18 protein-coding genes and 1 tRNA gene are annotated in these 20070 nt (G+C 70.5%); 14 read left to right on the top strand and 5 right to left on the bottom strand.

The window, feature by feature from the left end:
- Nucleotides 1–289 precede the first annotated feature (289 nt).
- Nucleotides 290–718, top strand: a complete 429-nt coding sequence (locus tag ACOJUI_RS13345) for a hypothetical protein (RefSeq protein ID WP_422115431.1) — start codon at nucleotides 290–292, stop codon at nucleotides 716–718.
- Nucleotides 719–931: 213 nt separating this feature from the next.
- Here the strand turns inward: ACOJUI_RS13345 and ACOJUI_RS13340 are convergent, their stop codons facing one another.
- From ACOJUI_RS13340 to ACOJUI_RS13330, 3 genes are all read right to left on the bottom strand, one after another.
- A complete protein-coding gene (locus ACOJUI_RS13340) occupies nucleotides 932–2626 on the bottom strand; it encodes a hypothetical protein (RefSeq protein WP_422115430.1) in 1695 nt (564 codons plus the stop codon).
- A gap of 65 nt (nucleotides 2627–2691) precedes the next feature.
- Nucleotides 2692–3339: a YdcF family protein gene (locus ACOJUI_RS13335; RefSeq protein WP_422115429.1), complete on the bottom strand. Its 648-nt coding sequence runs from the start codon at nucleotides 3337–3339 to the stop codon at nucleotides 2692–2694.
- Nucleotides 3340–3343: 4 nt separating this feature from the next.
- Nucleotides 3344–4111 carry a GntR family transcriptional regulator gene (locus ACOJUI_RS13330; RefSeq protein ID WP_422115428.1) on the bottom strand — a complete coding sequence of 256 codons (768 nt, stop codon included), beginning with the start codon at nucleotides 4109–4111 and terminating at the stop codon, nucleotides 3344–3346.
- A 155-nt stretch (nucleotides 4112–4266) separates the two neighbouring features.
- Between ACOJUI_RS13330 and ACOJUI_RS13325 the strand changes: the two genes are divergently transcribed.
- The 6 genes from ACOJUI_RS13325 to ACOJUI_RS13300 all read left to right on the top strand — a co-directional run bounded on the left by ACOJUI_RS13325 (nucleotide 4267) and on the right by ACOJUI_RS13300 (nucleotide 9130).
- Nucleotides 4267–4641, top strand: a complete 375-nt coding sequence (locus ACOJUI_RS13325) for a hypothetical protein (RefSeq protein WP_422115427.1) — start codon at nucleotides 4267–4269, stop codon at nucleotides 4639–4641.
- On the top strand, nucleotides 4641–6200 hold the full coding sequence (locus ACOJUI_RS13320) for a hypothetical protein (protein ID WP_422115426.1): 1560 nt from the start codon (nucleotides 4641–4643) through the stop codon (nucleotides 6198–6200). The genes ACOJUI_RS13325 and ACOJUI_RS13320 overlap by 1 nt, the downstream gene beginning before the upstream one ends.
- A complete protein-coding gene (locus ACOJUI_RS13315; protein WP_422115425.1) occupies nucleotides 6200–7747 on the top strand; it encodes a replication initiator in 1548 nt (515 codons plus the stop codon). The genes ACOJUI_RS13320 and ACOJUI_RS13315 overlap by 1 nt, the downstream gene beginning before the upstream one ends.
- Before the next feature lie 15 nt (nucleotides 7748–7762).
- The gene (locus ACOJUI_RS13310; protein WP_422115424.1) at nucleotides 7763–7894 is read left to right on the top strand and encodes a hypothetical protein; all 132 of its coding nucleotides are present in this window, start codon (nucleotides 7763–7765) and stop codon (nucleotides 7892–7894) included.
- On the top strand, nucleotides 7882–8067 hold the full coding sequence (locus ACOJUI_RS13305) for a helix-turn-helix transcriptional regulator (protein WP_422115423.1): 186 nt from the start codon (nucleotides 7882–7884) through the stop codon (nucleotides 8065–8067). The genes ACOJUI_RS13310 and ACOJUI_RS13305 overlap by 13 nt, the downstream gene beginning before the upstream one ends.
- A gap of 859 nt (nucleotides 8068–8926) precedes the next feature.
- Nucleotides 8927–9130 carry a hypothetical protein gene (locus tag ACOJUI_RS13300; RefSeq protein ID WP_422115422.1) on the top strand — a complete coding sequence of 68 codons (204 nt, stop codon included), beginning with the start codon at nucleotides 8927–8929 and terminating at the stop codon, nucleotides 9128–9130.
- A 25-nt stretch (nucleotides 9131–9155) separates the two neighbouring features.
- Here ACOJUI_RS13300 and ACOJUI_RS13295 read toward each other — a convergent pair.
- Nucleotides 9156–9228 (bottom strand) — tRNA-Arg (locus ACOJUI_RS13295).
- Nucleotides 9229–9303: 75 nt separating this feature from the next.
- Between ACOJUI_RS13295 and ACOJUI_RS13290 the strand changes: the two genes are divergently transcribed.
- The 7 genes from ACOJUI_RS13290 (at nucleotide 9304) to proC (ending at nucleotide 19375) form a co-directional block, all read left to right on the top strand.
- On the top strand, nucleotides 9304–10737 hold the full coding sequence (locus ACOJUI_RS13290; RefSeq protein WP_422115421.1) for a nitrilase-related carbon-nitrogen hydrolase: 1434 nt from the start codon (nucleotides 9304–9306) through the stop codon (nucleotides 10735–10737).
- 87 nt (nucleotides 10738–10824) lie between these two features.
- Entirely contained in the window at nucleotides 10825–11475 is a 651-nt protein-coding gene (locus ACOJUI_RS13285) for a copper resistance CopC family protein (protein WP_422115420.1), read from the top strand.
- A gap of 75 nt (nucleotides 11476–11550) precedes the next feature.
- Nucleotides 11551–12453 carry a DeoR/GlpR family DNA-binding transcription regulator gene (locus tag ACOJUI_RS13280; protein WP_422115419.1) on the top strand — a complete coding sequence of 301 codons (903 nt, stop codon included), beginning with the start codon at nucleotides 11551–11553 and terminating at the stop codon, nucleotides 12451–12453.
- 94 nt (nucleotides 12454–12547) lie between these two features.
- Nucleotides 12548–17170: a hypothetical protein gene (locus ACOJUI_RS13275; protein WP_422115418.1), complete on the top strand. Its 4623-nt coding sequence runs from the start codon at nucleotides 12548–12550 to the stop codon at nucleotides 17168–17170.
- Nucleotides 17167–17394: a hypothetical protein gene (locus ACOJUI_RS13270; RefSeq protein WP_422115417.1), complete on the top strand. Its 228-nt coding sequence runs from the start codon at nucleotides 17167–17169 to the stop codon at nucleotides 17392–17394. The genes ACOJUI_RS13275 and ACOJUI_RS13270 overlap by 4 nt, the downstream gene beginning before the upstream one ends.
- A 101-nt stretch (nucleotides 17395–17495) precedes the next feature.
- Nucleotides 17496–18479, top strand: a complete 984-nt coding sequence (locus tag ACOJUI_RS13265; RefSeq protein WP_422115416.1) for a DUF368 domain-containing protein — start codon at nucleotides 17496–17498, stop codon at nucleotides 18477–18479.
- A gap of 26 nt (nucleotides 18480–18505) precedes the next feature.
- Complete coding sequence (proC, locus tag ACOJUI_RS13260) at nucleotides 18506–19375, top strand: pyrroline-5-carboxylate reductase (protein ID WP_422115415.1); 870 nt, start codon at nucleotides 18506–18508, stop codon at nucleotides 19373–19375.
- Nucleotides 19376–19386: 11 nt separating this feature from the next.
- Here proC and ACOJUI_RS13255 read toward each other — a convergent pair whose 3' ends face one another.
- Nucleotides 19387–20052 carry a potassium channel family protein gene (locus ACOJUI_RS13255; RefSeq protein WP_422115414.1) on the bottom strand — a complete coding sequence of 222 codons (666 nt, stop codon included), beginning with the start codon at nucleotides 20050–20052 and terminating at the stop codon, nucleotides 19387–19389.
- Nucleotides 20053–20070 lie beyond the last annotated feature (18 nt).

Genomic DNA, 20070 nt, shown 5'->3' with positions numbered 1-20070 from the left:
GCGGGTTTTCACCTGCGCCGTTGCAAATGGTGCACGGGGTGGCCGAAGGGAGCTGATCGCTGCCGATTGCGGCGTCGGGGGTCACCAGGGGGTCACGTGCCGACGCGCCCAGCAAGCCCGCGGGGGCAAGGACGCGGAGCGTTCGCGGCAGTCCGACGAGCCGAGTAGCGGACTGATCGATTCCAACCTGCGGATGACGCGTTCTGTCTCTCGGCTGGTACGTGCCCCTCCCGGGCCGACACCTGCAAGGGAGAACGGTCCGCGAGTAGCGCAAGAGAAGGAGAACGTCATGGGCAACACAGAGCGCGACATCGAGGCGGAGGACAACGCTCGGTATGCGGAGTTCGCGAAGAGGTTCGAGCCCGGGGAGTACGAGGTTGAGGGCACGTCGGTGGTCCGTCTGCCGCGCGAGCTGTCCGGCTATCACACTGCGCTCTGGAGACACCTCAGGGGCGAGCGGACCGCTCCGCAGCTCTACGGTCGTGCAGTACGGGAAGCGGCAGTCGTCGCATGTGAACGTGACGGGGAGTTCCTCGGTGTGGTGTTGACGCCCGTGGGTGCACTGTCGGCCCGTGACCCCATGGAGCTGGAAGAGCAGGTTCGTGCGTTCGCCGCGCGCGAGTGGGGCATCGAAGCCGACGGCATCCAGGTGGTGCTGCGCCTGGTCGCGTCGTCGGAGGTTGAGGCGACGTTGATCAAGGAGCTCTTCGGGCTCTAACTGGGAAGCTCTGCTGAGGCCGGTTCCTTCTTCCTGGAGGGGACCGGCCTTTGCCATGCGGTGACGCGGCGACGGAGCAGCGCGGCCCGCAGCGGAGCGAGGACACGCGGGCGCACGCCGCCGCGCCACCGCGCGGCGGCGGAGCCGCCGCCTTGAGTCAGTAAGGAAAGTTCTCACAGGCTCTGTTAGACATCTGTGACGCGTCCGAGTAGCTCACGTTTCTTGCTGAGCGCCTTCGCTCGCGGTATTGGTGACCTGATCGTCACCGTTCTCGATATTCAAGAACAGCTCTGTCAATGAATCTAGCAAATCTATTGCGCTGGTGAGCATCGCCGCAAAACCGTCGCTATAGGAAGCGTCCCCGAGTTCAGTCGCGATGAAGGTGTCGTAGTTGCTAGGCTTCTTGTGGGCGGAGCTCTTTGACCGAATGCGTTGAATCTTTACGAGAATAGCGGTGACGCCTCTCGCGTCTGGATGCCCGGTAGCGGCAATCCAGGCCGTGAGTCGCGCAATGCTCTGGGTTTCTTCGCTGTCTTTGGGTAGCAGGGCGGCGATCTGACGGCTATTTATCGAGTCCACGAGTACGAGTGCGAGATTGAGGATTTGTTCGTCAAACTCTGACTGTTGCTCGTTGAGGGGGATGCGGAGGCGACTGAATACATGGGAGTCTTCTTCTACGGGGTCGCGGAACAGGTCCCAATCGTAGGAAACTGCCCACTCGTTACGAAACCTGCGGTAGCGACTCTTAAATAGATGTTCTGGCGAAGCCGGGTCCGCCCACTGCCCAAGGAAGGAACGGCGGACGTTGGTCTCACTTATTTCTGTGGTCGGTGCAACATTGTGGGCGCGCCAATGTGATCGCTCCGATTCGGGCAAGTCGCGACCCAAATCGCCAAGGAATACGGAGACGTACTCGGTGGAGTCATTGTCGATGCGAACTGACCACAACGAAGCGCAAGTTAAGTATCCATCACTTACGCTGTAGAGGTCAGCGTTTGAATAGTACTTCTGGAGAACGTCCCTGCGGAAGAAGACTGGGGTCAAGTAATGTGGCGCCCCTACATTTGCCCCAAAATAGTTTGACAATTTGTCTGGATCGCAAGTGTGCAGGATTGACCTCCCGTCCTCATCCTCGCCGATAATGAATTCAATGTGAGCCTCGGGTGCCGCCTCATTAAAGGGCCACACACCCGCGTGGCTGCGGTCCGGAGGGGGTAGGATTTTTGTTCCAAGTAGGCGCGAGAATGGGGAGCGCGAGCCTGTTAGCCGGGGGCTCGCAGTGAGGTCAATGTTCGAGGTCTCTGTTGCCTCGGCCCAAGAAATGTCTATGCATTCGACTTCCGAAACGGAATCTTCGGCATCGAGGATGCGAACCGAATCGATGAACAGAAGGAGGTCGAGCTGCCGTCCTGCTTGAAACTTGCGCAAGTAGCTTGTTCGAACTTCGACGCTCTCGGCGGAGATCTTTGCGACATCCTCGCGAGACCCGTCGTCTCCGACCTTAATCAGCTTTGTGCCGTCCGGAGATTGCCAAAGATTGTGGTACAGGCGAAACTCTTCACTGAGTTGCGGGAGCGGATCTTTGATGGCCCCGTGGAAGTCCTGAATTATTACCAGCGGCTGCATTTCTTCAGGCATGGAGAAGCGTGTATACGTTTCGACTTGCCGTCCGGAATCGTATGACACCATGAATCCGGGCATGCCTCCACCGACAGTGGCGTCCCAGGAGGGGTCGCTCGCGGCTCTAGATCGAAACGAAGGCTCAGCGAAGACGGCGTAAAACCCTCCATTGGAGCGGTCGGTAAGGTGCCAGTTCGAATAAACTGTCGTCCAGGGCTTGGTGCCAGCTTGTCGGAACTCTCGAAGCTTGTCTGGCTGGCTCAGTGACTTGAGGGGTTCTTCGATCATTTGGCGCACTCTTCCGTGTGTAAGTCGACGTCGATGATGAGGTGCTGGGTCTCGAATATGTCTATTCAGCCAATCAGACGATCTGTATATCCGGCTTCGACCAATCGCTCATAGGCGGATCGGACGTCTGGAAAAATTGGCTGCGGGCACGCGAATCCTCTTGCAGCATGCACCCAAATGCGCTGCGTGTCACCTACCAGCATGGAGATTACTCGCGATTCGTCACCAATTCTCGCAATGTACTCATTTAAAGGCAGTGGACTAGATGAGCAAATGAATTCTGGTGCTGGCCACTGTTTGGTTGCGGTAGCGAAGGCGCGTCGCTGTTGATATGGGCGGCTGGTAATTGTTGCAGATTGTAGATGGACGCCTTTTGCCTCCAGTAGACGTTTTGTAAGCTTGAAGTTCTCCCCGGTATTCGTGGCCTCGGCCTCCTGCAATATCGCCTCGCGCGGGACTCCGAGTTCCACACCTCGTTCGGCGAAGTGAACTGCTTCCCCGCGCGGGAAGATATCGACCGTAGTGGGAGCATTCGCTCCCGTGAAGACGATCAGCGGGAACATCCCTCGGTGGTAGAGGGCGGCGGTGTGCTCCGCTACGCCGATGTCGTGGCTCCCGAGTCCGATAGCGATGTCGGTGGGTCGCAGCTCGTGGCCGAGCTGGTGGTAGTCCCACAACGTCTGGGCGTCGGCCATAATCTGCTCACTAGTCACGGCTTCAGTCTGGCATCTCGAACGTGTATTGCCAGGAGAACAGGGATGCCCGATGGGTTCCGACGGCGAACTCGACGGGATGCCCCTCCGCCGTGCGGACGGTGCGCTCCATGACCATGACAGGCTCGCCGGCAGGGACCTCGAGCAGCTCGATTTCGTCAGGAGTCGGCATGCGGGAGCTGAAAGCTTCCGTGACCTCGTGGGGTTCAAGGCCCTGGAGTGTGAGTACCGCGAACCCACCTCCTCGCCCGGCTGGACCGGGGGTCGGGTCGACTAGCGGAGTTCCCGCCACGTCGCCCTGTCGGTAGTAGCTCGTCAGGGAGTGTGTGGGTCGGCCCTCCCGCTTCACCAGTCGACGGCGCGCATAGACCTGATCGTCGGTGCTGAGGTTGAGTGCTGCCGCGACGCGCGGGGGAGCGTCGATGAGCTCGACTGTCTGTGTCTGGTCCGAGGGTGCCCAGGGCTGACCGCTCACCTCTCGGTCGGCCGCGAAGGCGACCGTGTCGCCGTACTTCCATCTGCTCTTGGAGTACCGCTCGGTACCGAGTCGCTTCATGACGGGCTGCTCGCGAACCACAGTCCCTCGCCGACGTACAGGCGTCACGAGTCCCTCGGCCTCCAAGAGCGCTACGGCAGCGCGCACTGTCTTCACGTTGACGCCGTACTGCTCCGCGAGGTCTGCCTGTCGGGGCAGCGTGTCGCCGGGTGCGGGCGTGCCCTGAGCGATCAGTTTCCTCAGTTCCGCCGCTAGCTCCTTGTATCCGTATGGCACGGCACCTCCTCTGGTTGACCTCTAATGGTACCTCTAAGGGCCCCGAACAGGGGTCCTGGAGTAATAGAGCTAGCAATAAGGGCATCCGGCTTCTACGGTCTGAATAGAGCTATCCCTATTGGAGTGGGTGCATCTACGAAGAGGAGATGAGTCGGATGGCTACGTTCGCCGTGGACAGCAGCAAGCAGCAGATGGTCGGCACCGGTGTGGTCGAGCCGGTGATGGAGTGGGTCGAGGTCGATGGGAAGCGCCGGCCCGGCGACAACCAGGCGCGCCACGCGGATACGGGGATGCCGCTGTGGGCGGTCGAGTGCGTGTACCGCTCGGAGGAGTGGGGTCGAGCCTCGACGGTCTCCGAGAAGGTGAGCGTGGGCGCGATGAACCAGCCGACGGTCCAGCCGTTCCGTCCGGTCACCTTCGAAGGCCTCGTGGTGTCGGTGCGGGTGGATCGTGGGACCAACTCGGTGTCCTGCTCGTGGTCGGCCGAGTCGATCGCCGGGACCGACGAGGCTAAGAAGAGCGCGGCCTGATGGCGTCCAGGAAGGACGAGGACTGGCTGGGCGTCCTCCTCGGCGCTGTCCTCGGTGGACTGTTCATCGCCATGGCATGGGTGCTGCGGCGATTCTGGGTCACGCTCGGCTGGGTCGTCGTGTTCGCGCTCTCTCTGTCGAAGGACGTCGAGTCTCCGAGCTCCGTGCCGTATCGAGCCCTCGGCGTCGCCGTATTCCTGGCGATCCTGCTCGTGCTGTCGCGGCGCTTCCGAGGGCTGCGCAAAGTGCTGCCGGTGGTGGCCGAGGTGGAGCGTGCACGCGGCCAGAAGAGGCGCAGAGTCGGCAACAGGCTGCTGCGGGACTTCGGTTTCATCGCCACCAACGACGCCACCTCGTATCGGACAGAGTTCTCTCGCGGGAGGTGGACGGTCGATGCCCCGCTCGCCACGCTGACCGATCCGCTCTGGGTCGAGAACGTGGTGCGTGACCGGCTCGCAGTCATCGATGGCGCACAGGACGCCTTGATCGAGCAGACAGGCGTCGGCGGGCACTACCGGATCACGTTCTTGCGCGATGTCCGCAGGGACCCCCGGGCCGAGATGACGCCCCTGGAGCAGCCGTTGCAGTGGAGCGGCGACTGGGATGCCGTGCCGTATGGGTTACGGGCCGACGGAAGCCTGGCGACCCATCGCATTCGAGAGTGCAGCGGCACCGTGGTCGGTGGACTCCCTGGCGGTGGCAAGACCGGTGGCTTGACGGCGTTGCTGAGTGTCCTCGTGCCGTGCCCCTCTGTGCAGTTCCTCGTCTGGGACGGCAAGGGCGGTCACGACTGGGGATGGCTGGCCCCGCGGGCTGCGCTGTTCAACCGGGACGACGAGGACCGCGAACGGATCGCCCTGGAGCTGGAAGCTATCGTCGGGGTGATGCGCGACCGCCTGGACAGGATGGTCGATCTGCGGGGTGGACCGTCCATCTGGGACACGGGTGGTCCCTCGGCGGATATGCCACTGCTGGTGCTCGTCATCGACGAGTGCCAGGCGATCCTCGACAAGGAGCTGATTCCAAAGGACGACAAGGAATCGCTCCGTTATCGCCAGCGGACAGAAGCGGCGATCTCCGTGCTCGTTCGTAAGGGCCGTTCGGTGGGCGTGTGGGTGATCCCGACGACGCAGAAGCCGACGAGCGATTCGCTCCCGACGACCATCGGGTCCAATGCCGCGAGTGCCATCGCTTTCCGCGTGAAGACGCACGAAGCGGAGCGGGCGATCATGGGCACTGCCCCGGGCCCGAACGACCCGACTGCTACTGCTCTTCCTGCGACCCCGGGCTATGCGGTGGTCTCGTCCGAGAGCGGAGACCGTGAAGTGGTTCGGTTCGGGTACCTGCCCGTAGATGCTGCCGCGCGGGCTGCAGAGGAGTCTTCGGGCCTGCGGCAGTCAGTCATCGGCCCCATCATCAGGCCGACGGCATCTGCTGAGGGAGCGAACCCCGGTGGTGAATCGGAGAACGCCGCGACGGCCGACAGTTCTCCGGACGATCAGAGCCCCCGGCCTCGGCGGAAGCGAGCCCCTCGGAATTCCCGTACGGAGGCGGCGTGATGGTCTCGGCACAGCGGATGCGGGTGGCTGACCCCGCCCGCGCCCGCGCGGAGGAGAGGCGTGAGGAGCTGATCGCCGGATACATCTCTGCGCGTATGCCGGGAGCTGGAGTCCTACCGGACCTCGATTTCTCGACGCTGCCTGACAAGGCTCGGGAGGCGGCGGAGTGCCGGATCGGTGCGGGGTCGTGGTCGGCATGGAGCGATGCCGCGAAGCGCGTGCAGTGGTGCTCTCACCCGGTGCGGCTGCGGGGTTCATCGGTCACGGTGGATACGGCCACCGGGGCGGTCGAGCACTTCTCGTCCGCGAACTCGAGCGGCGAAGTGCGCGTTCCCTGCGGGAATCGGCGAGCAGATCGGTGCCCAGCCTGCTCACGCATCTATGCCCGCGACACCTTCGAGCTGATCTGCACCGGCCTGCTCGGCGGGAAGCAAACACCGGAAGCCGTGGCCGATAACCCCCTGGTATTCGCGACGCTCACGGCACCCTCGTTCGGGCACGTCCACGGGGTGCGCAACGGTGGTCGGTGCCGACCTCGGCAGGATACGGAGACCTGCCCTCACGGTCGGCTGCTCAGCTGCCACAAGGCCCATGACGATGGCGATGACCAGGTGGGTTCTCCCCTCTGCTGGGAGTACTACGACTGGACCTCGGCTGTGGTGTGGCAGTGGCATGCCCCGGAGCTGTGGCGGCGCGCCACCATCGCCCTTCGCCGTGCGCTTGCCCAGTACCTCGGCGTGTCCGGCACGGGTCTGCGGAAGATCGCCACGGTGCAGTACGCGAAGGTGGCGGAGTTCCAGGCGCGCGGGCTCGTGCACTTCCACGCGCTCATCCGGCTCGACGGCCCCGATGGGCCCGGCTCCCCGGCCCCTGCCGACGGCCTGACGCTGGCGAGACTGGTGGAGCAGGCAGTGCGAGGTGTGCAGGTAGAAGCATCTCCGGTCGATGGTGCGGACGTGCCGCGCGTGCTGCGCTTCGGTGTGCAGCTCGATGCGCGGACCGTGCGCACTGGACGGCCGGGGGACCTCCTTGACGACGTGCGCTCCAGCGATGAGCTGCACGCCGGGCAGGTGGCCGGATACCTGGCAAAGTACGCGACGAAATCGACCAGCGAGAGCGGCGTCCCACGCCCGCACCACCAGCGGATGTCACACGAGTGCATCGACCTCTCGAAGCGCGCGATGACGTCCGAGCCGGATTCTCCGTACTTGCTGCTGGGGAAGTGGGCGCGGATGCTCGGGTTCCGGGGACATTTCTCCACGAAGTCTCGCGCGTACTCGGTGACCCTCGGTCGGTTGCGAGCAGCCAGACGGCGGTTCGCGCGGTTCAAGGCGGAATCGGAGAGGACAGGCGAACCGCTCGACGTTGCAAACCTGGAATCACGACTGCTGGCCGACGACGACACGACGCTGGTGGTGTCGTCCTCGTGGGAGTTCGTCGGGAGCGGCTGGGGGAGTGGAGGCGAAAAGGAGCTCGCCGACGCTGCTGCCGCACGAGCGCGGGAGTACGCCCAATTCGTCGCACGAGAGGTCAACGAGGATCGGTGAAAGGTGGAGAACAGCATGGCGAGGCAGGAGAAGGACGATGCGGAGCATCTGGAACGGGCGCTGATCGTGAAGGCGATGCTCGGTGACGTGACCGATGACGACATCGAGAACCTGAGCAGAGCGCAGAGCGGACGATGGGAGCGGTGATGAACGAGTACATGACGAGCGCAGAGGTTGCTCGTCTGCTGCGGGTCGACAAGTCGACGGTGTGCCGGTGGAGACAGGCAGGGACAGGCTCTCGGGTGACCTGGCTGTCCCCATCTCTCCCTCGCTACGCCCGTCGCGATGTCGAGGAATGGCTGCGCGGGGTGGCGGCGTGAGCGTCGACAAACTGCCATCGGGTCGCTTCCGCGCGAGGGTCAAGCGTGGGCGTCAGGTCGTGTCCACCAAGTCCTTCGACCGGAAGAAGGACGCCCTGGCGTGGGAGGCCGCCGAACGGGTGCGCCTTGCAGGCGGCTTCGACCCCCGCCTCGGGAAGACGACCACGGTCGCGGCGGCGGTCACCGAGTTTCTGGCCGACAGAGAGGGGCGGGTCGCGGCCTCGACGGTAGCGACGGATCGCCGCTTCCTCCTGGCCTTGCCGGTGAGCGTCGAGCGGTCCCCGGTCGGGGAGCTGACTCACGCGGAAATCGAGCGGTACGTCCATCGGCTGCGCGTCTCGGAGGGGACAAAGAAGCGCGCGGTCATCTCGCTGTCCGCCTTCTTCGGTTGGGCGGTCAAACGCGGGTACCGGATCGATAATCCTGCACGCGGCGTCCAGGTGGCCGGAGAGGTCCCTCTGCATGCCGCGACGATGGCGACCTGGGATGAAGTGGAGCGGATCGCCGGGAACATCACGAACCCGGGATACCGGCTCTACGTGCGGCTCATGGCGTACACCGGGCTGCGGCCGGGGGAGATGCGCGCTCTGCGGGTCGGTGACGTCTCCGGGGGCCGGCTGCGCGTGCTGCGGTCACATCCCGAAGGCCATGTCGAGAAGGACGTGAAGAACCACCAGGCACGATTCGTGCCCGTGGCGGGTGCCGTCCGCGTAGACCTCGAACGGCATATCGAGAGTCGTTCGCCCCGTGACCGGGTGTTCACCGCACCCGGGGGAGGGCTGATCGCCTCCCGGAACCTGCGCCGTGATGTGCATGGGCGAAGATCGCACCGGAGCTGCGGCTGTACGATCTGCGCCACGTGGCGGTGTCCGAATGGGTGCGCGCCGGGGTGCCGCTCGCGACCGTGCGGACCTGGGCCGGACACTCCTCGCTCGCCGTCACATCGCGGTACACCCACGTCGCCGGGAGCGAAGATGCGGCGGCGCTGGAGCTGGTGAACGGCCGGGCGGGTGTCACACGGGGGTCACAGGAGCCCAGGCAGTCGGAGGAAGGTGCCAGATGACGTGCAGCGACGCAGGTCAGATAAGTGCCCCCGGCAGGATTCGAACCTGCGACACCCGCTTTAGGAGAGCGGTGCTCTATCCCCTGAGCTACGGAGGCCGATCGGTGCCCTGCTGACAGGCACGGACACCATGCGGACCGCGGACATCCTAGCGCTCGTGACAGGATCGACCCATGCCGAGCGAGCAGACCGAGACCACCGCCACCGTCGCCGCCGTCATCCTGGCCGGCGGCGCCTCCTCGCGGATGGGCGGCACCGACAAGACGCGGCTGCCGATCGCCGGTGCCAGCGCCCTCGAGCGGGTGCTGCGCGCCACGCCCGCCGGGGTGCGGATCGTGGTGGGCCCGGACGGGCCGGACGGCAGGGCGCTCGCCGCCCGGCACCGTGCCCGCTTCGTGCTCGAGGACCCGCCGCGCTCCGGCCCGCTCGCGGCGCTCGCCCGCGGCGTCGACGAGCTCGATGACGCCGGCGATGCGACCACCGTGCTGGTCCTGGCGGGGGACATGCCCCTGCTCCGCCCCGAGACCCTGCGGTCCCTGGCCGCGCAGAGCGCTTCGGCGCAGCAGGTGACCGCCCTGGCCGGCGAGGATGGCCACATCCAGTACCTCGGCGCCGCCTGGCCGCTCCCGCGCCTGCGCACGGCGCTGGCCGCCGTCGAGAATCCGGAGGGCGGCTGGGTGAACCTGAGCCTGCGCCGCCTGTACGCGCAGCTCGGCGAGCAGGAGCTGGCCACCCGGCCCGCCGCCGGGGCCGAGGGGGCGGACATCGACACCCCCGAGGCCCTGGACGAGGCGCGCCGCGTCGCCGGGCCCCGCGTCGCCCTGGCCCAGCTCGAGGTGTCCGAGGACCCCCGGGAGACCTTCGCGACCGTGCGCCGCGCCGTCGCCGCCGCGGCCGAGGAGGGCGCCCAGCTGGTGGTGCTGCCCGAGGCGACCCTCACCCCCTTCGGCACCGACCTGCGCGCCGCCGCCGAGCAGCACCATCCCGGCTTCGAGCGCCTCCTCCAGGAGCTCGCCGACCTGCACGATCTGGTGGTGGTCGGCGGCTCCTTCACCCCCACCGACGACGGCCGCGTGCACAACACCCTGCTGGTGCGCGGGCCCGGCGGGAGCCCGCGCCTCGAGTACCGCAAGATCCACCTCTTCGACGCCTTCGGGGCCGACGAGTCCCGGACCGTCGCCCCCGGCCACGAGCTGGTGACCTTCGACCTCGGCGGCACCCGCTTCGGCCTGGCCACCTGCTACGACGTGCGCTTCCCCGAGCAGTTCACCGCCCTCGCCCGCCGCGGCGCCCAGGTGATCCTGCTGCCGCTGGCCTGGGCCGAGGGCCCGGGCAAGCGGGACCAGCTGCGGCTGCTGCTGCGGGCCCGCGCCCTGGACTCCACCAGCGCCCTGCTCGCCGTCGACCAGGCCCCGCCCGCCGGATACACGGGCCGCGCCGCCCGCGGCATCGGCCACAGCGCCGCCGTCGGCCCCCTCGGCGAGGTCCGCCAGGAGCTCGGCCGCACCCCCGGACTGCTGCTGGTGGACCTCGACCTCGCGGAGATCGAGACCGCGCGGGCCAGCCTGCCGGTGCTGCGGCACGCCGTCGAGCTGCCCCGGACGTGACCGCCCCCCGCGGGTCCGGTGCGCGCCCCGGGTGGTGACCGACGGCACCCGGTCCGGCAGGGGACTCTGTCGTAGCCTGCTGGGGTGATGACCCAGCTCAGCCGCCCCGCCGCCGCCCGCCGTGCTCCGCTGCTCGCGCTCGCCACGGCGCTGCTGCTCGCCCTGATGATGGCGCTGCCCGGCGCGGCCCGGGCCCATGACACCCTGATCTCCTCCGATCCCGAGGACGGCGCCGCCCTCGAGACCTCGCCCGAGGCGATCACCCTCACCTACAGCGCCGACATCCTCGAGGTCAGCCCGCTGGTGCTGATCACCGACGACTCCGGCACCGAGCTCGCCGAGATCACCCCGACCGTCGAGGGCCCGACCGTCACCGCGACGCTGCCCGAGCCCCTGCCCGCCGGCACCCACTCGGTGCAGTGGCGGGTGGTCTCCAGCGACGGCCATCCGATCGAGGGCGAGTTCACCCTCACGGTGGAGCAGAAGGCGGCCGCCCCCGCTGCCTCGGCCGCCCCCGCCCCCGCCCCCAGCGACGCCGGGGGCGCCCCGGAGGCCGGCGCGGCGAGCGATCGCGGAGGCGCCCAGGCCGGCGACAGCGGCTCAGCGGCCGCCCCCGCCGCCGAGGAGCCCGCGCCCGAGGAGGGCGGCTTCTCGATGTCCACCCTGATCTGGGTCCTCGCCGTCATCGTGGTCGGTGCCTCGGTGGCCGTCTTCCTCATCCTGCGCCGCCGCGACTGAGCCCGCTGGCCGGGCCGCGGCCCGGGGATTCCCGCCCGCCCGGCCCGCCGGGGTCCTTCGCGCCATACTGGGCTTGTGACACCGCGACCCCCGGCCCCTGAGCAGCAGCCTCCCGCGAGCGCGGGCGGCGGTCAGGCGCAGCCGTCGGCCCCCGCCGAGCGCAGCGAGGGCGTCCAGCGAGCGGCGGCCACCAGCCGCAGCGCCCGCTGGGACCATGTGCTCACGCGACTGGCCACCACCAAGCGGCTGAGCGTCGCCGAGGTCGCCGAACAGCTCGCCGTCAGCGAGTCGACCGTGCGGCGGGACTTCGTGGAGATGGAGCGCGCCCAGCTGGCGCGCCGCACCCACGGCGGCATCGTCGCCGTCGACGTCGCCTACTCCCTGGCCACCGTCCCGCGCACCGCCGACGAGGGCTCCGCCCAGCGCGAGCGGGTCGCCGACCGCGCCGCCGCGCTGGTCGAGCCCGGGCAGATCATCGGCTTCAACGGCGGCCGCACCACCACCTCCGTCGCCCGCCGGGCGGTGGCCCGCCCGGACATCGACTCCCGGGACGGGACGCCCGGCCTCACCGTCGTCTGCGCGGCCCTGAACATCGCCTCCGAGGCGGTGCTGCGGCCCTCCGTGCGCACCGTGGTGCTCGGCGGCGTCGCCGAGCCCTACTCCTTCGAGCTCACCGGGCCGCTCGCCACCGCCACCATGCGCGACCTGTGGCTGGACACCATGTTCGTGGGCACCGTCGGGCTGGACATCAGCGCCGGGCTGACCTGCAACTCGGACGCGGAGGCCGGCGTCACCCGCACCATGATCGGGCATTCGCGCCGGGTGGTGGGGCTGGCCACCGCCGACAAGATCGGTCACCGGGCGCTCGCCGGGATCTGCCCGATCTCGGTCCTGACCGACCTCATCATCGCCGGCCCCGTCACCCCGGAGCTGCGCGCCCACCTGGAGGAGAGCTCGGTGCGGCTGCACGAGGTCTGAGCGCGGGCCGTGGGCCCGATGTGAGCAGGCCGGGAGGCGTCCGCGCGGCGGGCCTGCACCGAGCGGTGCCCCGGCCCCGGTAGCGTTGGCGTCCATGTGGAGTTTCCTGCGCGGCACGAAGCGTCCGGACCGAGCGGCCGAGGACGCGATCCCTCGGGACGACGCCCTGTCGACGCTGGCCGAGGAGCGCCGGGTCGCCGCGCAGCGCGCCGGCGACGCGGCCGAGGACGAGCGCGCCGCGACGCCGTCGGCCCGCGAGCGCGTCACCGCCGGCAGCTCGCCCGCACCGCGCAGCGGCGGCTACGAGATCGTCGTCGAGCGGCACCTCGACGAGGTCGGCGCCGGCATCGCCCCGGAGCAGGACGAGGACGACCTGCCCGAGCAGCCGCACGAGCACCGCCCCCTCAGCCGCGAGGACCGGGTCGCCGACGCCCTGGACCGCTGGTCCCAGCAGATCACCGGCGGCGTCGACGCGCCCTCCTTCTTCACCCAGATCCGCGCCGGCGGGGTGGTGCTGGACCTGACCCACTCCCACCCCTCCGGTCTCGCGCAGCTGCTCGCCGGGCGCGGCCCGACCCGGCTGTCGTCCCTGGTGCGCGAGGTCGGTGCGCTGGCCGACGCCCGCGCCCATGCCCGCACCATCCGCGAGGTCGCCGAGCGCCACGCCGAGGAGGTGGGCCTGACCACCTGCCACCTCGGCATCGGCGAGGCGATCTGGTACCCCGAGGACGGCTCGGCCCCGATCCACGCGCCCGTGCTGGTGCGGCCGATCACCCTGCGCCTGCGCGGCAACGCCCGCGAGGACGTCGACCTCGAGGTCGACGCCACCGCCGACCTGAACCCGGTGCTGCTGCGCTCCCTGCGCGAGGCCGGGGTCGCGGTCGACGCCCGCGCGCTGCTGGCCACCACCGACAGCCACCACGGCTTCGATCCCACCCCCGTGCTCGACGCCTTCCGCTCCCTCGGCCAGCCGCTGCCCGGCTTCCGGGTGGTCCACGCCCTGGTGGTCGGCAACCTGATGGACGCCGCCGGCTCCGTCGCCGGCGACCTGACCACCGACCGCGAGGACTGGGCCGCCTCCCCGCTGGTCGCGGCGCTCGCCGGCGACGGCGAGGCCCGCGCCCTGGTGCGCTCGACGGCGACCGCGCCGGAGGTCCCCGAGGACGAGCTCGTCGCCGCCGTCGACCCCGGCCATCACGCCGTGCTGAACCGTGTGCTGGCCGGTCAGGACCTCGTCGTGGCCACCCCGCCCGGCACCACCAGCCTCGAGCTGGTGGTGGACCTCGCCGAGGAGCTCAACGCCCGCGGCCGCTCCGTGCTGATCGTCTCCCAGCGCCGCCGCAACCTCTCCCAGCTGGTGCGGATCGCCCAGCGCCGCGGCCTCGAGGAGCTCGTCTTCGACCTCTCGCCGGCCCCGTCCCTGCAGCGCAACGCCTCCGCGGCGCTGCTGCGCAGCCTGCGCCGCGCCGGCACCCACGGGCTGGGACCCGACGACGTCGCCCCCGCGGAGCTCGGCCGCAGCCGCGACATCCTGGTCGGCCACGTCGAGGCGATGCACCGCCTGCAGCAGCCCTGGAACGCCTCGGCCCACGACGCGATCTCGGCGCTCGCGGCCCTGACTCGCCTGCGCACGGCCCCCCGCACCCAGGTGCGGCTGCGGGCCGACGTCGCCGCGCGGATGGTCGGCGAGGAGCGCGACCGCTTCGCCGCGGCCCTGCGCGAGGCCGCCGAGCTCGGCGTGCTCACCAGCGGCCCCGAGGAGACCGCCTGGTACGGCGCCCCGATCAGCACCGACACCCAGGCCGCCCGCGCCGAGGAGCTGCTCGGGCAGCTGCGCGAGGAGATCCTGCCGCAGCTGCGACGGGCCTGCGCCCGCACCGGCGCCGAGCTCGGACTGCAGGAGCCCACCACCCTGACCCAGCTGCACGAGCGGCTGGCGCTGCTCCAGCGGGTGCGCACGCTGCTGACCACCTTCCAGTCCGCCGTGTTCTCCGCCCCGCTGACCGATCTCGTCGCCGCCACCGCGGACCGCAAGTGGCGCGAGGAGCGCGGGGTGACCATGGGCTTCCGCGTGCGCCGACGGCTGCGCCGCGAGGCCGCCGCCCTGCAGCGCCCCGCCTCGCCCTCCCCGGACCTGCACCGCGACCTCGGCGATGCCCGCCGGGTCAGCGAGGACTGGCGTCGGGTCGCGGTCTCCGCCCCGGAGGCCGCCCCGTCGCGGCCCTCGCTGCCCGAGGACCTCGAGGGCGTGCGCCGCATCATCGGTCGGGCCGAGAAGGTGCTCGACGAGCTGTCCGTGCTGCTGGACGGCACCCCCGTCGGCGCCGACCTCGCCCGCACCGACCTCGACGAGCTCGAGCGCCGTGTCGACGCGCTGCTGACCGACCGGGACGACCTCGAGACCCTGCCGCGCCGCACCGAGCTGCTGCGCCGGCTGAGCTTCGACGGGCTCGGCGAGCTGGTCGAGGACCTCCGCGTCCGCCGGGTCCCGATCCACCAGGTCGGCGCCGAGCTCGAGCTGAGCTGGTGGCGCAGCGTCCTGGAGCTGATCGCCGGGGCGGAGCCCACCATCTCCCAGTACGACGGCACCTCGCTCTCGCAGGTCGCCGAGCGCTTCCGGCGGCTCGACGCCGAGTACCTCGCCGGCGCCTCCGCGCGGGTGCACGCCGCGGCCGACGAGGTGCGGGTGGCGACGATGACGCAGTTCCCCGACACCTCCCGGGCGGCGATCGCGGAGCTGGCCCGCTCCTCGACCGTCTCCATCCGGGACCTGGCCGCGAAGTACGAGGACATCCTCTTCGCTGCCCGGCCCGCCTGGCTCGCCTCGCCGTACCTGGTGCCGCAGGTGATCCCGCGCGGCCGCCACTTCGACGTCCTGATCGTCGCCGACGGCGGCCGCCTGCCCACCGCGGCGGCGCTGCCCTCGATCGTCCGCGCCCGGCAGACCGTCGTGGTCGGCGATCCCCTCGAGTACGGCGGGGAGTCCGCCCCCAGCCTGCTGGACGACATGCTGCGGATCGCCCCGCACGTCGAGATCCTCCGCGATGCCCATCCCGCCACCGAGGGACTGCGCTGCTTCGCCCAGCGCCGCGCCCTGGTCGGCGAGGTGGTCGCGGTGCCGAGCCCGGTCGCCCCGGAGCAGGACCGCCTGATCCTGGTCGAGAACGGCCGCGGCCCGGTCACCGAGGGGATGGAGTACGTCGAGAGCACCGAGGCCGAGCTGCGCCGCGTCACCGATCTCGTCATCGAGCACGCCCGCACCCGCCCCGAGCGCTCCCTCGCGGTGCTCACCGTCACCCAGGAGCACGCCCGGCGCCTGATGGAGCGGATCATGAACACCGTCTCGGTGATCCCGGCGCTGCGCGAGTACTTCGACCCCGGGGCCCGGGAGGTCTTCACGGTGCTGCCCGCCGATCAGGCCACCGCCGTGATCCGCGACGACATCATCGTCTCGATCGGCTTCGGCCAGACCCCCCACGGCCGGCTCCTGCACCGCTTCGGACCGCTGTCCGGGCCGGCCGGCCGCAAGGCCCTGGCCACGCTGATCACCCGCGCCCGCGGACGCACCACCGTGGTGTCCTCGATCGGCGTGCAGGACCTCGACCACGCCCGGCTGCGCAGCGAGGGCGCCCGCGACCTGCGGGCCCTGCTCTGGGTGCTGCAGGGCGGTCCCGACGTCCCCGTCGTCCCGCACGTCGCCGCCCTCACCGGCAGCGGCGAGGAGGTGGCCCCGCCCGCCGAGGCGTCCCGGGCGGCCCCCGCCGCACCGGTCGTGGCCGGCGATGCCGCCGCGGAGCCGGCCCTCGAGCCGGCCGCGGCGCAGGGATCCGACGACGACCTGACCGACGAGGACCTCGACGCCGCGATCGAGGCCGCGCTCGCCCGCAAGGCCGGGCAGTCCGGCGCGGACGAGCAGGCAGCGGACGGCGCGGAGCCGGGGTCCGCCTCGGCAGCACCGGCCGGGGCGACCGCCGCCGGTGCGGCCGGCGGGTCCGCCGCAGCGCCGGCGGCCGACGCCGACGGCGCTGCGTCCCCCGACGCGGACCGTCCCGAGGCCTCCGCGGAGGACGCTGATCCCGGGGCCGAGGAGGCCGCCGAGCCCGCCGCGCCGCGGGAGCTGGAGACCGACGCCCTGGTGCAGGACCTCGCCGACCGGCTGTGGCGGCTCGGCCTGCTGGTCGAGCGCGACTTCGGCCTCTCCGCGGACCGGATCGAGCTGGCGCTGGGCCATCCGGACCTGCCCGGTCGGATGCTGCTGGCCGTGGACACCGACGGCGCCCACTACGTCGACACCCCCAGCCAGCGCGAGCGGGACCGCCTGCGCGCGGAGCGGCTCGAGGCCGCCGGCTGGTCGACCGAGCGGGTCTGGTCCTGGGCGCTGTTCATCGATCCCGACGGCGAGGCCGAGCGCATCCGCCGCGCGGTCGAGCGGGCGCTGCGCCTGGTGCAGGCCGAGGAGCGCACCGACGCCCTCACCGGGGTCGGGACGATCCGCCACCGCCTGCCCCGCCCGCAGATCCCCGCCGGCCACCCGCTGTCGTTCTACTCGAGCGACGACTTCGACGCGGTGGTCGAGTACATCTGCTCCGACGGCCGGGCCCGCCTCGAGGAGCACCTGGCCACCGAGGTGCGCAGCTTCCTGGGCTTCGAGCAGCGCTCCGTGCTGCTGGACGTCTCGGTCTCCAGCGCCATCCGCCGCTACCAGGAGCGGCAGTGACCTCCGCCGAGGGCGCGGCGCGACCGCCCCGCCGCGTGGTGATCTCCTCGGTGACCGGGAAGCCGATCCCCTGGGACGACGAGGAGGAGGTCGCGGCGGCCCCGGAGCGGCGCCCGCTCCTGCCGGACCGGGTCGCCGAGGACGCCCCGGAGCCCGGGGCCGACGAGTCCAACGACGCCCGGATCGCGGGGGACGTGCCGCCCCACTGGGGTCGCGGGCGGTAGTCCGCCGCTCGCCCTGGCGGCCCCGAGGACCGGTCCGCCGCGCACGGGCGGCCCTGGTGCCGTCCGGCCGACGCCCAGTCGCCGTCGCCTAGGCTGACGGGATGACGGACGCCGCCTCGCCCGACGCCCCTGCTGCCGCGTCCGCACCACCTGCGGCTGCTCCCGGTCCCCGCCGCAGCCTGCTGGGGAACCTGCTGCGCGGCCTGCTGATCGGGGTGGTGGAGACCGTCCCGGGAGTCAGCGGCGGCACCGTCGCGCTGGTGACCGGGGTGTACGAGGAGCTGATCGACTCCGGTCATCATCTGACCGCCGCCGCCCGCAGCCTGCTCACCGGCCCGCAGCGCCGCGCACGCACGCTCGAGCACCTGCGCGCGGTCTCCTGGCGCTGCGTCCTCCCGGTGGCCCTGGGCATGGTCGCCGCGGTGCTGACCATCGCCGGTCCCGTCGGACGGCTCGTCGAGTCCCACCCGCAGGCGATGCGCGCCCTGTTCCTGGGCCTGGTGGCCGGCTCCGTGCTGGTGCCGCTGCGGCTCTCCGGCGGAGCCTGGCGGCTTCCCGAGGGGCTCCGCTTCGCCCTGGGCGTGCTCGCCGGACTGCTCTTCACCTCCCTGCCCACGGCGTCGCTGGACCCGAGCCCCTGGATCATCGCCCCGGCCGCCGCGATCGCGGTCTGCGCACTGGTCCTGCCCGGGGTCTCGGGATCCTTCATCCTGCTCAGCCTGGGTCTCTACCAGCCCACGCTGCAGGCGGTCGACGAGCGCGACCTCGGGTACATCGCGTGGTTCGGGCTCTGGGCCTGCGTCGGGCTGGTGCGGGTGGTGCGGCTGATGCGGCATCTGCTGGTCCACCACCATCGCGGCACCATGGTGGTCCTGGCGGGCGTGATGGTGGGGGCGCTGCGCAGCCTGTGGCCCTGGCAGGACGCGACCGGCGGGCTGCTGGCCCCCACCGCGGACTGGCCGCCCCTGCTGGCGCTCATGCTGCTCGGCGCGGTCCTCGTGCAGGCGCTGGTGCTGCTCGAGGCGCGCTCGCAGGCGACCCCCGCTGCGGTCGAGCCGGCCGGCGCCGGCAGCGGCGAGCGCTGAGCACCGCGCGCCGTACCCTGGGGACCATGGACCACACCACCGCAGACCCGTCGGACCCGACCGCCGCGCGGCCCGCCGGACCGGACCTGAGCAGCCTCCGCGTCGCCGTGATCGGGGCCGGCAACATGGGCGGCCCCGTCGCCCGGACCGTCCTCGCCGCCGGCGTGCGCGGGCAGAACCTGCTGATCGCGAACTCCTCCGCGCAGAGCAGCGAGCGCGCCGCCGCCGCCCTCGGGGCGACCGCGGCGAGCTCGCACGCCGAGGCGGTCGCCGGCGCCGACGTCGTGGTGGTCGGTGTGAAGCCCTACCAGGTCCTCGACCTGCTCTCCGAGCTGCGCGAGCAGCTGCCGAGCAGGGCCGTCGTGATCTCCCTGGCCGCCGGCGTCACCCTCGCGCAGATGGAAGCGGCGCTGGGGGAGGGGCAGCCGGTCGTGCGGGCCATGCCCAACACCCCGATCTCCGTCGGGGAGGGCGTGGTCGGCCTGATGCGCGGCGGCGCCGTCGGCGAGGAGCAGCACGCTCTGGTGCACGCCCTGTTCGCCCGCGCCGGCCTCGCCGTGGACATCACCGAGGAGCAGGTGCACGCCTTCATCGGCGCCGCCGGCTCGCTGTCCGCCTTCGTGTTCACCATCATCGAGGCGATGACCGACGAGGCCGTGCGGCTGGGGCTGAAGCGCGACCTCGCGGACGCGCTCGTGCAGCAGACCGTGCGCGGGGCGGCCACGCTGCTGCTGGAGACCGGCACCCATCCGGCCGTGGCCAAGAACGGGGTCTCCAGCCCCGGCGGCACCACCGTCCAGGGTCTGGCGGCGCTGGAGCGGGCCGGGGTGCGCTCCGGGGTCGCCGCGGCGATGGCCGCGGCTGCGCAGCGGTCGCGGGAGATGACCGCGGACTGACCGGGACGGGGTCAGGGGCGCTGGGAGAACTTCTCGATCAGCGCGGTGCGGCCGGAGACGATGAGCAGGTCGTGCGCGGCGACCATGGTCTGGGGCACCGCGTAGGTGAAGTCCTTGCCCGGGGACTTGACGCCCACCACGGTGACCCCGTAGCGCTGGCGGATGTCGGAGTCGGCCAGGGTCAGGCCCTGCACCTCGCGCGGCGGGCGCATCTTGACGATCGCGAAGTCGTCGTCGAACTCGATGAAGTCCATCAGGCGGCCGTTGACCAGGTGCGCGACCCGCTTGCCGGCGTCGGCCTCCGGATAGACCACGTGGTGGCAGCCGATGCGCTGGAGGATCTTGCCGTGCGCCGCGGAGATCGCCTTCGCCCAGATGACGGGCTTGCCGAGGTCCACCAGGTTCGCGGCGATCAGCACGCTGGCCTCGATGGAGGTGCCCACCCCCACCACGGCCAGGGAGAAGTCCGCGGCCCCGACCTGGTCGAGGACCTCGGGCTGGGTGGCGTCGGCCCGCACCACGTGGGTGAGCTGCCCGGAGTGCTTCTGGACCAGCTCCGCATCGGTGTCGATCGCGAGCACCTCGGTGCCCAGCTTCTCGAGGGTGTGGGCGATCGAGGCGCCGAAGCGGCCCAGACCGATCACGAGCACTCCCTCGTCGCGCGCGCTGCGTGCCATGCCGCTCCTCCGTGTCCG

This window comes from Brachybacterium sp. UNK5269, from assembly GCF_049266655.1.
GTDB lineage: Bacteria > Actinomycetota > Actinomycetes > Actinomycetales > Dermabacteraceae > Brachybacterium.
The sequence above is the reverse complement of the archived record's forward strand: the minus strand, read 5'-3'. Positions and strand labels throughout refer to the sequence as shown.